This is a genomic window from Nitrospiria bacterium (genome assembly GCA_036397255.1).
Taxonomy (GTDB): Bacteria; Nitrospirota; Nitrospiria; order DASWJH01; family DASWJH01; genus DASWJH01.
This window is the reverse complement of record DASWJH010000120.1, coordinates 22,119-35,936: the sequence shown is the minus strand read 5'-3', so window position 1 is coordinate 35,936 and position 13,818 is coordinate 22,119. Positions and strand designations below refer to the sequence as shown.

Below are 13,818 nucleotides of genomic sequence, written 5' to 3'. Positions count from 1 at the left end.
GCCATCTCCTTCTGCAGGTATACGGAAGTGTGGCCTATCGGACAGAAATATTTCAAATCGAAAAATTGCACTTTAAAAGAAAAACCAATATTTCTCTATAAGTTAGAACAGGCAACCCATTCAACGTTGGGACACTACTGGAAAGATCTTTTAAATAAAGATCATTAAAATCAAAAAATACCTTTCAAGTACCTTGCAATCGGATTAGAGACATTGGTATATTTAAGCACATCTTTCCTTCCAATTTTTATGAAAAATATTTTCTTTGCCATAACCTGTTTCTACTTTCTTCAAACACCAAGTTGGGGTGCGAATTTCCAGCCCTGCCAGACAAATGAATCTGCTCCCGCACTGCCCCCCATCGAACTTAAGGCAATCGCAAAGAGTTTAAGGTCCCCCGTCGGCCTTACCCATAGCCGGGATCATTCGGGTCGTCTTTTTATAATCGAGCAAGGGGGAACCATTCGGGTTTTGGAAGAGGGAAAGGTTCTCCCTGAACCATTTTTAGATATTCGAAAACAAGTGGACTCTGGGGGAGAAAAAGGCCTTCTGGGATTGGCCTTCCATCCACAATTTTCAAAAAATAAAAAATTCTACATCAACTACACCAGAACAAGGAAAGGGTTGCACACCGTCATTTCAGAATTCAAAACCGGCCGAAACAAAAACCAGGCCGACCCTAAGAGTCAACGGATTTTAATGACCATTCCTCAACCCTACGGAAATCATAACGGAGGGAACATCGCCTTCGGCCCGGATGGATATCTATATATTGGAATGGGGGATGGGGGATCCGCAAATGATCCCCAAAATAACGGCCAGAAACTATCCACCCTCTTAGGAAAGATGCTACGAATTGATGTGGATCAAAAGGGAAAAGAAAAACCTTATTCCATTCCACCGGATAACCCTTTTCTCAACCGGAAAGACGCAGAGCCAGAGATATGGGCCCCTGGGCTTCGCAACCCTTGGCGTTTTTCTTTTGATTTCTCCACAGGGCTTCTCTATGCGGGGGACGTAGGCCAAAGCGCCCGTGAAGAAATCAACATCGTTCAAAGCGGGAAGAATTATGGATGGAGAACTATGGAGGGAACCATCTGCACCCCAAGGGTGAAACGTAATTGCAAAAAACAAGGTTTGGTTCTTCCCATTTGGGATTACCCCCGCTCTCAAGGGACAACGGTGATTGGGGGGTTCGTATATCGAGGACATTCCATTCCCAATTTATGCGGCACCTATTTATATGCGGATTTCGGGAACGGGAAAATTTTTGGATTCAGGCCAAACAATAAAAAACCGAAGGAAGTAAAAACCCTATTGGAAACCGGCCGCCTTATTAGTTCTTTTGGGGAAGATGAAAAAGGTGAACTATACATCACTGACCTCAAGGGGGATATTCTACAATTAATCCCCGCCATCACTCCCCAAAAGTAAAACAACCCTTCCAACTTCATATAAACTAATTAAATTTTATTTAACTTATTTTTTTCCGTAAATTAAATCTGAAACATCATGGATTCCCTGCTCTTTTTGGGTGAATCAAGGGACCTCTTTCTTTTTTCCCTCTTCCAAACTGGGAAGTTTTGTGTTACATTATTTCCTTTTTAAAAAAGACCATGCAGACCCCCTATTTAATTAAAACCTTAATTTTATTCACGGTATTTTTGGCCGCAGTATTGGCCAAACCTGGATATATTACATCCGTGGAAACCCCTCTATTGCCAGAACTAATTTCCGCACGGGAACATTTCCCGGGTAAAACCCAAAAAACAAACCATCATCTTATCCATTTAGGTCAAGTTCTTCCTGGAGAAACTTTCTTCGATTTAATGAAAAAACATCAGTTTTCAGATCAGGAAATACACACGATGAATTCTTTGAGTCAAAAAGTTTTTAACTTGAAAAAAATTAAAAAGGGAAGCCCTTACACTGTTTTTTTAAATGAAAATGGTGAGGTCACCCAATTCGAATTGGACATTGATGGAGAGAAAAATTTTTCATTGAAGCGGGACGCTAATCATTGGATGGCTTCGGTGGAAAAAACTCCCTACGACCTTAGGAAGAACATCGCCCAGGGGGATATTCAAAACTCTCTTTATTTATCTTTGGATGAGGCCTGTGCCCTTACCTCTCTGGCGGCCTCTTTAGAGGAAATCTTTTCTTGGGATATTAATTTTGGAACCGATTTGAGAGAGGGGGATACTTACAGCATTTTGTATGAGGAACGTTGGCGGAAAGGGCTTTTTGTGGGACCAGGAAAGGTCCTTGCGGCCCGATTTGAAAACCAGGGTAAGACGTTTGAAGCCGTCTTTTTCGAAGGCCGGAATGGGGATAAAGGTTATTTTGATCCCAATGGAAATTCCCTTCAAAGAAAATTTCTAAAATCACCCCTCCGGTTCAAAACCATCAGCTCTCCTTTTTCAAAAAACCGCCTTCATCCCATCCTAAAAATTCGGAAACCCCATTTGGGCATCGATTTCGCCGCCCCTTATGGAACCCCCGTAAGATCCTCCGCAGATGGCCTTGTGGTTTTTAAAGGAAAAAATGGGGGCATGGGAAAAATGATTAAAATTCGACATAATCAAACTTTTTCAAGCGCCTACGGTCATCTTTCCCGGTATTCCAAAAAAATTGAGATCGGAAGGTCTATTAAGCAGGGGGAAGTCCTCGGGTATGTGGGCTCTAGTGGCTTGGCGACGGCACCCCACCTCCACTATTCTTTTTACCAAAAAGGAAGATTAGTCAATCCTTTAAATATAAAAAACCCAAATGTCCGGTTTCTATCTCCCTCAGAACTGGATGAATTTAAAAAAAGAGCCCGAAACTTTCTCTACCAAATCGCCCCATCTCCGGCCCGCATTTTTACCGCTTCTCATTCTGCCTCAAAAACTTAAAAAGGTGTTAAGAAAAAGGAAGTGTTCATTTTTCGATTTGGTTACTTAATTCTCCGATTTCTTTCATTACCACTTTTACTATTTCCCGTGCCGTGTCCAAATTATCTGGCATGGAATAAAAATGGTCAAGATGAATAGGTTTCCCAAATATAATTTTTGCATGTTGCCCTATCCGTGGAAACCAACCATTACGTGGGAGAATCAGATCTGTCCCTTTCACAGCAACCGGGAGAATTTTCCGGGGTTTGGCCTGGTAAATGACTTTTCCAACCCCCACCCGGCCGGGTAATAGCTGGCCGCTGAAAGACCAGGTTCCCTCCGGAAAAACCACCAACACGTCCGTTTGAAGGGACTCAACCATTCGATCCATTGATTTCTGGTCATGTTGCCCTCTTTTTACCGGAAAGGCCCCAATTAGATACATGATGATACGTGAGAAACTGGTTTGAAAAAGATCCTCCTTAGCGGCCGCACGCCACCAAACCTCCGAGAACCGGGGCATGGCGGTTACCCCAATTAAAAAGGGATCAAATGTGGATATATGATTGCAAAGAAATAAAACCCCCCGTTCCCCTCGCTTCGGAATATTTTCCCTCCCGAAAACCTCCGTGCGGTTTAAAATCCGGAAGAGAACACCGAGGAAGCCCAAAGCAGTTAGATGGATGAGATTAACCAGAACACCGGGACGCGTTCTCATAGTGGATGATTACTTGATTTTTATTAAAAGAAGAGCCTTTCGTATGTTTAACAAAGATCCAAAAAAAACATTTCCGGGAAGGGATTCATGGTTATTGTTTCCATTTTCTTATACCAACCCTAGGAAGAGCAACCCACCTGAATATGCCGCGCCCAGTCCGGAGGCAAATCCGCATAATGTTCCATTTCAGGGTGTTCATGAAACGGACTTTTCAAAAGGAACAAGAGGCGATCAATTTCAGAAAAATCCCGTTCCTCCACAGCCTTTAAAATGGCGACTTGGGCTAAATAATTTCGTAATACGTATTTTGGATTGACGCCATCCATTTGGGTCTTTCTCTCAGAATCCTGGGTGTTTTCCAATTTTAAACGGTTCCGGTATTTTTGAGCCCAGTGATCAAATGCCTCCCGGTCCACAAAAAGGTCCCTAACCTTTGAATGATTCGTTTTGGAATCCCGTTGAAAATGGCCCATTGCTCTAAAACAAATGGTGTAATCAACCCCGTCCTGATGCATTAAATGGAGGAACTCTCCAATCAAGGCCTCATCATCTTTTTGGGTTTCATTAAGGCCCAATTTTTTCCGCATATCCGTGTGAAATTGAGCTATCAACAATGATTGATAGGACTCCAATACCTCTTGTGCTTCTCCCATGGGAAACAATGGCGAAAGGGCCTTGGCCAACCGTGTCAGGTTCCAAAACCCAATCCTGGGCTGCTGATGAAAAGCATAACGTCCCGTGTGATCTGAATGATTGCAAATAAAGGTTGGATCATAGGAATCCATAAAGCCAAAAGGCCCATAATCAAACGTAAGGCCTAAAACCGACATATTATCCGTATTCATCACCCCATGGGCAAAGCCCACCGATTGCCAATGGGCAATTAACTTTGCAGTTCGCTTCACAATTTCAGCGAATAACCCAATATATCGATCCTCTTTCCCCTTCAAAAAGGGAAAATGAAATTCAATGACATATTCTGCCAGGGTTTGAAGGGGTTCAAATTCTTCACAATAATAGAAAACCTCAAAAGAACCGAACCGGATATGAGATGGTGCCAAACGCAGTAAAACCGCTGAGGTCTCCACCATTTCCCGCATCACTTTATCATCACTCCCGATAATGCAAAGAGACCGGGTGGTTGGAATTCTCAACCCATGCATCGCCTCGCTGCAAAGGTATTCACGGATGGTGGAACGTAAAACAGCCCGGCCATCTCCATGACGGGAATACGGGGTCTTTCCCGCTCCTTTGAGATGGAGGTCCCACCTTTCCCCATTATGATTTACCACCTCTCCCAACAAAATGGCTCGGCCATCCCCTAATTGAGGAACATAGACCCCGAATTGGTGCCCCGAATACAACATGGCCAGGGGTTGGCTGCCCGGAAGAAGTCGATTTCCAGAAAAAAACGTTACAAATTCCGGGCGATTAACCTCTTTGGGATCTAAATCAATCAATTCAGCCCCCTCTAAATTGAAACTGACCAGGTAAGGCTCAGGAAGGGGAGTCGGTAAAAGCTTAGTTCCAAAAACTTCGGGAAGTTGGGAATAGGTATTATCAAAATTTAAATTTTCAAGGGATTTCATAGACTTTTAAACCTAAAAAAAGAAAATACCCCTTTAAATTTAGCAGTTCCGAAGAGGGAGGGTCAAGGAAAAGGGGGTAAGGGAGAATAAACCATCGGGTACGCTAAAAGTTTTTCAATCCAATCCGCCATTTCCTCCTTTGAATAAGGAGCTCGATTCAACCGGACCTCAATTTTAAATCCCCCCTCAACACCCATCACCCCTACAATGGCATAAATATCTTCAAGGTTTGGAAAAATACTTTGGGTTTGAAATTCACAAAGGGTTAAAAACAACCGGCTTTTATCACCAATGATTTCCTTTATCTCTGAAAGGTCTTTCAAATGACAGTGGGCCGAACATCGGTAGACAAACTCTCCCCCCTTATCCACACTTTCAAAATCCTTAAGAGCCTGGTCTGAAAATCCGGTCAGGTAGGCACGAACGGTTGACAATTCGTTCCCCTGGGTGGCAGCCAATTGACTGGAGGGGGCTAAAAATTGAAACGGATCCGAAGAGTTATATTCAAATTGACATGGCCCGAATGCGTCTGGCCATGAACAAAAAAAGGCAACTCCTTCCTCTGAGGTTTTTAATAACAATTTCTCATTGTCTACATCAACCTGAATGGGAAAGTCCATAATTTTAACGGCATTCGCAAAAATTCTTTGCCGTTCCTCCAACCATAATGACCGGTGTTCCTGATCATCAACATCTCCCGGGGTGATGACCTCACGGGTATGCAAACGAATTCGAATAAACCCATGGCTATGTCTAAAACCAACCCAAAACATTGACCTCGGAAAATGGGTTAAGAGTGGCCCCGGCATCAACCAGGGATGACTCACCGAACAATAGGTGTTCACCGCTTGATATCTGCGATAAACAGAATGGTACCCACCGGCCAGAAGGTAAAAATCTCCGCGCCACCCTTCACGAATATGAACCAGGGTCACATCTTCGATGGGCAAAAAATCTAATTTCAAAATCTCTTTGGGCTCCCTCACCTTCCATTCCTCAATGTAGCAGATAACATCTTTCTCCTCATCCGCGGGATTAAGACCAATAGAGGATAGCCTTTTTCTCAATGAAAGGATTTCATGATATTGAAGCGTTGACCGCGTTTCCCAGCGTTGTTCTCGCATGAAACCTCTATGGATGATTGATGGATTTTCGGCATTCCTTGATAAATGCCTGTGCAATGGCCCTGGAAGAGGGTTTTTCCCATCGTTCCGGGTGCCAATGAATTCCCATGACAAACCGTTTTCCCGGAACTTCAATAGCCTCAATAACTTCATCTTTAGAACACGCACTGATGATCACAGAGGGAGGCACCGCTTGAACCCCTTGATGGTGATGACTATTCACCCTAATTCTTTTTTTTTGGATGATTCTAGACAGTTTCGTCCCCGGCCGAATGCCCACCCAGTGGATTTGATCTTTTCCTTTCGGATCCCAATGGGCCACATGAACAGAGCCATTTTTCCCGGGAGAAAATTCCATCGAAAGATGCTGAACCAAGGTACCTCCATGAGCAACGGCCAAAACCTGAATTCCCCGGCAAATACCCAGGACCGGAAGGTTTTTCCGATATGCGATTTGAAGGAGTTTCAATTCAAACTCGTCCCGAACTAAATTAATTTTTCGACAACCCCAATCTTTTTCTCCATACCGCTCCGGGGCAATATCCTCTCCCCCTGTTAAAACCAGCCCATCAGCCCCCCTAAGAGGATGGCGATCCCCCGGAGCAATAATACGGATATCTCCCCCCCATTTCTTAATCCATTGAAGGTACCCCTCTTCGGTTTTTTTTTTAGGATGGTTTGATCGAAAAGCAATTGCAATGGTGGGTCTGATCATTTTTTTCTCTCATGCAATATCGCTTTAATACTAGCACAGCCACGGACCAATGGTAAATATAGTACCGCTTTTTGGTTGAAATTTAATAAATTTACGATTAGAATTTTCATTTTTGTATTTGGACTCAGAAATTCCTTCTCGTGGAAGCTTTAAATTCTTTTAACTGACCTGGTTTCCTCCCAACGAATCATTAAAACCTTTCAAGAGTATGGAGACGAACATGAAGGTATTCCCTTTCCTTTTTCCATTCCTCGCCCTATTGATAATCGCCCCCGTTGCATATGGGGAAGAAGAAATAAAAAAAATAAGCGATGATTCCGAATTAGGATATGTGGATTCATCAGGAAACACCGATGTAACCACCTTCATCCTGAACAATACCTTTAAGTTTCTTCCATCAGACCATTTAGAGGGAACCTGGAAACTCAATTTACTCTATTCAGAAACAGACGGCGAAAAAAAAGGACAAAGGTATGGAACTGATCTACGGGCAGAATACAAATTTACTCAAAGGGCCTATTCCTTTGGACTCGCCTCCTGGTTAAGGGATAAGTTTGCTGGGGTCGATTCACGCCTTTTTTTTGGCGGGGGTGCAGGGTATAGACTCCTTACAGGCCCCAAACATAAACTATTGGGCGAAGCGGGCTTGAATTATACACTTGATGAATTTACAGACAAGTACCTCACAACGAAATTTCCAATGGACTATGATAGAACAAATGACTATGTGGGTGGAAGGGTTTTTGGGGAATACGCTTATTTTTTTACCAAAAAAAATAGATTTACAGCTTGGATAGAATATCTCCCTGATTTCGAAGATGATGGAAATTATAACGTTAATGGGGAGGCTGCCCTTATTTCTGCCCTTAACGGTTTTCTTTCTCTCAAGGCTAGTTACCTGGTTAAATACGATAACGAACCACCCTTGGGGGCCACCGACACGGATAAGATTTTATCCCTCAATCTTGTGGTGAATATGATTTAAGAATGGGTATGAGAAAAATGGGGAAATCCCCGGATTTTTCTTCATGGGGCAAGCTCGGTTAAAATTTTAAAACTTCTAAACAAATCCCTTTCATAATTGATGAAAATTGATTATGATGGCTCTCCACTTAGCTTAAAACTTTCATCAAATAGTTAGCGGGTATTTTTTTAAAAAAAGGAGAATAAAATGGCAGACCGAATAAAAAAAGTAGATTATTTTAAAATTCAAGTACCAAATCGACCGGGGGTAGGCGCTAAAATACTCGGGGATTTTAAAAAAGAAAAAATTAATCTCCTTGGGTTTTCGGGTTTTCCGCGAGGAGGGAAAAGCCAACTGGATTTGATCCCCCAAAATACCAAAGCGTTTTTATCCACGGCAAAGCGGTTAAAGGTAAAGGTCGGGGCTAAAAAAACAGGTTTTCTGGCTCAAGGTCAAGATCGTGTCGGAGCCATCGCATCCATCATGGAAAAACTGTCCGCTGCGAAAATTAACGTTACCGCTATCGATGCTATTTGTGCCGGTAAGGGGCGATATGGCGCAATTTTTTGGGTCAAAGGACCCAATATGGCTAAAGCATCAAAGGTTCTAAAAGCCACACAACTCTAAGAGCCGCTCCCCTCATTTTCTAACCAGGTCATGGGTTTTTAAATTTAACCGTTTTTTATTAAAATGGAAAAAGGTTTTTTTCCGCCCATTTTCCTATAAATAGGGTCCACTTTTCCTTTTCTGATCTTTCCTCTTTTTGGAAACTGGTTTTCACCCCCTTGCCTTGTAACCGTATTTAATTTTTAGTATAGTGGTTTTTAAACGATGGAAATCCGGAGGGAATTTATTTATGGGGTGGCTATTAGGAGCAGGAATCGGTCTCTTACTAGGGGGTCCATTAGGGGCCGTCATTGGGGGAGCAATGCAGCATGTCCTTTCGAAAGGGGCAGGGGCACTTTCAGATGGCCGCTTGGGGGCCCCAAAGGGTGAACAGGTTTTTATTACTCACCTCATCGCCATTCTGACCAAAATTGCAATGGCTGACGGGTCTATATCCGATCACGAACGTAAAACGATTCATAACTTTTTCTCTAGGGGTCTTCATTATAAAGGAATGGAACTAAAGTTTATCGATGCCATGATAAATGAAACCCAAAGGGTCAACCCCGATTTATTCCAAATTTGTAAAGCTTTTGATCAATTTGCAGGGAGGGAACAGCGCCTCCTGCTATTGGATCTGGTTTACCAGGTGGTCATTACCGATCATGTCATCACAAAAGAAGAGGAAGACGCCATTCAGCAGGTGATCAACGGTTTGGGTATCGGGGTTGATGAACACGAGAAAATAAAATCCAGATATCTTTTGGCCAAAAAGAAAGACCACTATAGTGAATTGGGCCTCTCCCCCACCGCTTCCGAGGGGGAAATCAAATCCGCATACCGGCAATTGGCATCCCAATACCATCCTGATAAGGTTTCCCATTTAGGACCTGAACTCATTGCTTTTTCCGAGAAAAAATTTAAAAGCATCAATGAAGCCTACAATGCCCTCAAGAAAGAACGAAAACTATAGTAAAAAAAAACCTCAAAATCTTGGGACGTTTTACTAAACCCAATGGAAATTAACAAATCAAAAATTTTGGCCATGGTCATTGCCGGTGGAAAGGGGGAACGCCTGATGCCGCTGACCACGGACCGGACCAAACCCGCGGTTCCGTTCGGGGGAAAATATAGGATCATCGATTTTGTTCTCAGCAATTTCCTTAATTCAGAACTGATGTCCATTTATGTTCTGGTCCAGTATAAATCCCAATCCCTCATTGAACATCTTCGCCGTGGATGGCGAATTAGCGGAAGAATTCAAAGGAACTTTATCACCGTGGTCCCCCCTCAAATGAAAAAAAGGAGCGGCTGGTACCAGGGAACCGCCGATGCCATTTACCAAAACCTCAACCTCATCCGGGATTTTTCACCTGAGCTGGTTGCTATTTTTGGGGCGGACCATATTTACCGAATGGATATCAATCAAATGATCCAATTTCACCTGGACAAGAAAGCAGATGCAACCGTTGCTGCTCTCCCGGTTCCTATTCATTTTGCAAAGGATTTTGGAATCGTTAAGACCAATGAACAAAATAAAATTATCGGTTTTGAGGAAAAACCAAAAAGACCTCCCCCCATGCCCGAGGACCCAACAAAAGCATTTGCCTCCATGGGAAACTATATTTTTAATACGGATGTTCTCAATCAGGCCTTGGAGCAGGACGCAGGCCAATCCGCATCACATGACTTTGGCGGGGATATTATTCCGAAATTGATCGGATCTAACAATGTGTTTGCCTACAATTTTTTTCAAAACCAAATCCCGGGAATACAACCTCATGAAGAGCATGGATATTGGCGGGATGTGGGAACACTAGAGGCTTATTGGAAGGCCAATATGGATCTATTAGGAGAGTTCCCAACGTTTAATCTTCATAACAATGCCTGGCCCATCATGACCGATAATTTTGATGGACCCGCAGTGAGAATTGAACGATCTCATTTAGACGGAACTTTAATCGGTCAGGGAAGCCGGGTAGTCGATGCAACCATCACCCGTTCGGTCATTGGAAGAAATGTCCGCATTGAACAGGGTACCTCCATTGAAGATTCCATTGTCTTGGACGGATCCATCGTGGGTGAAAAAGCTCGGATACGTCGAGCTGTATTTGACCGATACAATGTCATCCCTCCGGGGGCCAGCATTGGTTACGATATTGCTTCGGATAGGGAAAAATATTATGTGACCAAATCCGGATTGGTTGTTTTTCCCCGTGGTTTGTCAATGGGAGGAAGGGCACTAAATGACCCCAAAAAATGATTTTTTCTCTCTTTTTTAATTCAGAGGGGCCCCTAATATTTTTTTTAAAAAACTCATTTAAAGAATAAGATTTGACATCAATTGAAAAATGGATTTATCCTATTTATTACCCGATCAGGTTAACCCAAACAAATTAATACCTTAATACCCTAAAAAAAGTTTTTGTTGGGTTTAAAAAGTAATTAAGGAGAAAAATCAAAAAATGAAAAATATGAAGGGTATTTTTCTTTTAATTTTATCCAACATACTCATTTTTATTACTTTATCCATTACATTTACCATTTTGGTAAATGTTGTCCTTCCCATGTTTGGAATCGACGTTAGGGGCTCTGTTAATCAAACGATCCTTGTTTGGTCTATGTTACTCGGGTTTGGGGGAGCTTTTATCAGTCTTGCTTTTTCCAAAAAAATTGCTCAAATGAGTTTCCGTGCAGTTCAAATTAAAGAACCCAAATCGGCCACCGAACAAATGGTCTATCGGACCGTTCAAGAACTCTCCACATCCCTTCAAATTAAAATGCCAGAGGTCTGGGTGTATGAATCTCCGGATCTCAATGCGTTTGCAACAGGTCCATCCAAAAACAATGCTATGGTTGCGGTTTCAACCGGCTTGGTCCAATCAATGCGGGAACGGGAGGTTCGAGCCGTTTTGGCCCATGAAATGGGCCATATTTTTAATGGTGATATGTTCACCACCACTGTTTTGGCGGGGTTGATGAATACGTTTGTCTATTTTATTAGTAATCTCGTTTCACGACATGTCATGGAGAGAAATTACATGCTGGGCATTGCTACCTATTTCTTTCTTCAAATCATTCTTTCTTTCTTGGCCATGATCCCCATTTGCTGGTTCTCACGAAGGCGTGAGTTTGCAGCGGACCGTTTTGCGGCACAGAAATACGGAAAAGAAGCCATGGTGGGGGCTCTTCAAACCATTGGCCGTTTTGTGGAAACCGCCAAGCCCCAATACAGCACCAGCGATTCTTTTGCCACAATGAAAATCTCGGGAACCTCCCGGGGTTGGTTACACCTATTCTCAACCCACCCCCCCATTGAGGAGCGCATCTCAGCACTTCAGGGATTTTAAAATCTTTTTTGAAATTAATCTAAACCACGAAACTACCTCCTGTTCCCGTTTTCGTATAAATGAAAGAATCCTCTTAGGTGGAACAAAAAACATCGAAAAGCCTTTTGATAGATATGGACGGTGTATTGGTCCGCGGGAATAAAGTCATCCCGGGAGCAGATCTGTTTATTGAACGTTTGAAAAAGGAAAAACGAAAGTTTCTCATCCTGACCAACAACTCGGAAAGAACTCCTAGGGATCTGCAACATCGTTTGGAACAAATCGGGTTAAGGGTTACTGTTGAACACCTCTACACCTCTGCACTTGCTACCGCAAGCTTCCTCTCCTCTCAAAAACCAAAAGGAACCGCTTTCGTGATTGGGGGTTCAGGGCTGATCGACGCGTTACATCAAGCCGGGTATATCATTACGGAATACCAACCTGATTATGTTGTGGTGGGAGACACCCAACACTATGATTATCACCACATTACCCAGGCCATCCGGTTTATACAGGGAGGAGCTAGGTTAATCGGAGCCAATCCCGATGTAACAGGGCCCAGTGACACCGGAATTGTTCCAGCCACTGGGGCCTTGGTGGCTTTAATTGAAAAGGCCGTGGGTTGCAAAGCCTATTTTGTGGGAAAACCCAACCCTCTAATGATGCGGTCGGCCCTCAGGAAATTGGGAGAACATTCGGAAAATACCATAATGGTGGGAGATCGAATGGATACCGATGTGGTAGTGGGAATTGAAAGCGGGTTGGAAACGATTCTCGTATTGTCAGGGGTTACGAAAAAAGAAGATATAGAACACTTTCCTTACCGGCCTACCAGAATTTTAGACTCGGTGACTTCCATCGAAATTTAACCCTCGGCTAGTCAAAATCTTTATTCCATTTCATTTCCCCGTTTTTACTTCAGTAAATCTGTCCTTCATCCAACCCCACATAAAGGACCCTCTTGGAATCTCGGCCAACCGATTCTAAAGAAAGCTGTTCTAAAACGGGTAACCGAAAAGGCCCCGTCCCCTTTCCCGAAGGAAAGGGGACGGGGTAAAATAAAAGGAAATATTTTTTGCCTGGGGCGGCAATTTACCCAAGCCTACTCCTCAGGTTAGAGGAATGAAGGCTTTAAGGAAATACCCCCGTTAATTCTTTATGGAAAGCAATTCCACATCAAAAACAAGGGTGGAATGAGGTCCAATTTTTTGGCCGGCTCCCCTTTCACCATAGGCTAAGTTTGCAGGAACATAAAGCTCCCATTTAGAACCCACTTCCATTAACTGTAACGCTTCCGTCCAACCGGGAATCACCCCATTGACAGGAAAAGTGGCGGGTTCCCCCCGGCCATAGGAACTATCAAACTCCGTTCCATCAATTAAGGTTCCCTTATAGTTTGTCGTTACTTGGTCGGTTAATTTGGGTTTTTCCCCCTTTCCCTTTTTAATGACTTTATATTGGAGCCCGCTGGCCAGTGTAACGACCCCTTTCTTTTTTTTGTTTTCAGCAAGAAATTTTTCCCCTTCTTTCTGGTTTTTCTCGGCTTGTTCTTTGGCTTTGGCCATGGCTTCCTGCTGAAGCTGATTCATGGCATCTCGTCTCTCATCTTCCGAGAGTCTTGATTCTTTTCCGGAAAAAGAATCTCTAATTCCCAGAGTAAGGGCATCCAGGTCAAGCTCCACAGGCTGACTTCTCATGTCACTTCCAATATTCAGACCGATGGAATAGCTTGCTTTTTCCCTGGCGCTTTTCAGATTTTTCTGATCCTCTCCAAAGGCCTGACTGGAAAAGATTAAAACACTCATAAAAAAAACTATCCGTAACAACATTGAAACTCCTTTCTTCGATCCCCGGAAGGGATCGCATCTAAAGTTTTTTTCCTGCACCTATTTTTTCTCGG

At 43.2% G+C, this 13,818-nt stretch carries 13 protein-coding genes; 8 read left to right on the top strand and 5 right to left on the bottom strand.

Annotation, left to right across the window (positions count from 1 at the left end; all coding sequences use genetic code 11):
• Window positions 1–249 precede the first annotated feature (249 nt).
• Window positions 250–1,434 carry a PQQ-dependent sugar dehydrogenase gene (locus VGB26_15840; GenBank protein ID HEX9759247.1) on the top strand — a complete coding sequence of 395 codons (1,185 nt, stop codon included), beginning with the start codon at window positions 250–252 and terminating at the stop codon, window positions 1,432–1,434.
• A gap of 182 nt (window positions 1,435–1,616) precedes the next feature.
• Complete coding sequence (locus VGB26_15835; protein ID HEX9759246.1) at window positions 1,617–2,894, top strand: peptidoglycan DD-metalloendopeptidase family protein; 1,278 nt, start codon at window positions 1,617–1,619, stop codon at window positions 2,892–2,894.
• A gap of 25 nt (window positions 2,895–2,919) precedes the next feature.
• Here VGB26_15835 and VGB26_15830 read toward each other — a convergent pair whose 3' ends face one another.
• The 4 genes from VGB26_15830 to VGB26_15815 form a co-directional block, all read right to left on the bottom strand.
• On the bottom strand, window positions 2,920–3,591 hold the full coding sequence (locus VGB26_15830) for a lysophospholipid acyltransferase family protein (protein ID HEX9759245.1): 672 nt from the start codon (window positions 3,589–3,591) through the stop codon (window positions 2,920–2,922).
• Window positions 3,592–3,710: 119 nt separating this feature from the next.
• On the bottom strand, window positions 3,711–5,180 hold the full coding sequence (locus VGB26_15825; GenBank protein HEX9759244.1) for a YdiU family protein: 1,470 nt from the start codon (window positions 5,178–5,180) through the stop codon (window positions 3,711–3,713).
• Between the two features lie 62 nt (window positions 5,181–5,242).
• Window positions 5,243–6,304, bottom strand: coding sequence for a hypothetical protein (locus VGB26_15820; protein ID HEX9759243.1), 1,062 nt, complete (start codon window positions 6,302–6,304; stop codon window positions 5,243–5,245).
• A 7-nt stretch (window positions 6,305–6,311) separates the two neighbouring features.
• Window positions 6,312–7,019 carry a gamma-glutamyl-gamma-aminobutyrate hydrolase family protein gene (locus VGB26_15815; protein ID HEX9759242.1) on the bottom strand — a complete coding sequence of 236 codons (708 nt, stop codon included), beginning with the start codon at window positions 7,017–7,019 and terminating at the stop codon, window positions 6,312–6,314.
• 220 nt (window positions 7,020–7,239) lie between these two features.
• Here VGB26_15815 and VGB26_15810 point away from each other — a divergent pair, with 220 nt between their 5' ends.
• From VGB26_15810 to VGB26_15785, 6 genes are all read left to right on the top strand, one after another.
• Window positions 7,240–8,004, top strand: a complete 765-nt coding sequence (locus tag VGB26_15810) for a DUF481 domain-containing protein (GenBank protein HEX9759241.1) — start codon at window positions 7,240–7,242, stop codon at window positions 8,002–8,004.
• Window positions 8,005–8,190: 186 nt separating this feature from the next.
• Window positions 8,191–8,610: a hypothetical protein gene (locus VGB26_15805; GenBank protein HEX9759240.1), complete on the top strand. Its 420-nt coding sequence runs from the start codon at window positions 8,191–8,193 to the stop codon at window positions 8,608–8,610.
• A gap of 229 nt (window positions 8,611–8,839) precedes the next feature.
• Complete coding sequence (locus VGB26_15800) at window positions 8,840–9,562, top strand: TerB family tellurite resistance protein (GenBank protein HEX9759239.1); 723 nt, start codon at window positions 8,840–8,842, stop codon at window positions 9,560–9,562.
• 42 nt (window positions 9,563–9,604) lie between these two features.
• On the top strand, window positions 9,605–10,852 hold the full coding sequence (glgC, locus tag VGB26_15795; protein ID HEX9759238.1) for a glucose-1-phosphate adenylyltransferase: 1,248 nt from the start codon (window positions 9,605–9,607) through the stop codon (window positions 10,850–10,852).
• A gap of 202 nt (window positions 10,853–11,054) precedes the next feature.
• Window positions 11,055–11,939 (top strand): protease HtpX, encoded by an 885-nt coding sequence (gene htpX, locus VGB26_15790; GenBank protein HEX9759237.1) that lies wholly within the window; start codon window positions 11,055–11,057, stop codon window positions 11,937–11,939.
• Window positions 11,940–12,052: 113 nt separating this feature from the next.
• Window positions 12,053–12,787, top strand: coding sequence for an HAD-IIA family hydrolase (locus VGB26_15785; GenBank protein ID HEX9759236.1), 735 nt, complete (start codon window positions 12,053–12,055; stop codon window positions 12,785–12,787).
• 279 nt (window positions 12,788–13,066) lie between these two features.
• Here VGB26_15785 and VGB26_15780 read toward each other — a convergent pair whose 3' ends face one another.
• Window positions 13,067–13,747, bottom strand: coding sequence for an FKBP-type peptidyl-prolyl cis-trans isomerase (locus VGB26_15780; GenBank protein HEX9759235.1), 681 nt, complete (start codon window positions 13,745–13,747; stop codon window positions 13,067–13,069).
• Between the last annotated feature and the right edge of the window lie 71 nt (window positions 13,748–13,818).

Excerpts from the sequence above, each read along its gene's own strand:
- VGB26_15800 (HEX9759239.1), top strand. The coding sequence starts at position 8,840 with ATGGGGTGGCTATTAGGAGCAGGAATCGGTCTCTTACTAGGGGGTCCA.
- VGB26_15825 (HEX9759244.1), bottom strand. The coding sequence starts at position 5,180 with ATGAAATCCCTTGAAAATTTAAATTTTGATAATACCTATTCCCAACTT.
- VGB26_15810 (HEX9759241.1), top strand. The coding sequence starts at position 7,240 with ATGAAGGTATTCCCTTTCCTTTTTCCATTCCTCGCCCTATTGATAATC.
- glgC (HEX9759238.1), top strand. The coding sequence starts at position 9,605 with ATGGAAATTAACAAATCAAAAATTTTGGCCATGGTCATTGCCGGTGGA.
- VGB26_15820 (HEX9759243.1), bottom strand. The coding sequence starts at position 6,304 with ATGCGAGAACAACGCTGGGAAACGCGGTCAACGCTTCAATATCATGAA.
- VGB26_15805 (HEX9759240.1), top strand. The coding sequence starts at position 8,191 with ATGGCAGACCGAATAAAAAAAGTAGATTATTTTAAAATTCAAGTACCA.
- VGB26_15840 (HEX9759247.1), top strand. The coding sequence starts at position 250 with ATGAAAAATATTTTCTTTGCCATAACCTGTTTCTACTTTCTTCAAACA.
- VGB26_15785 (HEX9759236.1), top strand. The coding sequence starts at position 12,053 with ATGGACGGTGTATTGGTCCGCGGGAATAAAGTCATCCCGGGAGCAGAT.
- VGB26_15815 (HEX9759242.1), bottom strand. The coding sequence starts at position 7,019 with ATGATCAGACCCACCATTGCAATTGCTTTTCGATCAAACCATCCTAAA.
- VGB26_15835 (HEX9759246.1), top strand. The coding sequence starts at position 1,617 with ATGCAGACCCCCTATTTAATTAAAACCTTAATTTTATTCACGGTATTT.
- VGB26_15780 (HEX9759235.1), bottom strand. The coding sequence starts at position 13,747 with ATGTTGTTACGGATAGTTTTTTTTATGAGTGTTTTAATCTTTTCCAGT.
- VGB26_15830 (HEX9759245.1), bottom strand. The coding sequence starts at position 3,591 with ATGAGAACGCGTCCCGGTGTTCTGGTTAATCTCATCCATCTAACTGCT.
- htpX (HEX9759237.1), top strand. The coding sequence starts at position 11,055 with ATGAAAAATATGAAGGGTATTTTTCTTTTAATTTTATCCAACATACTC.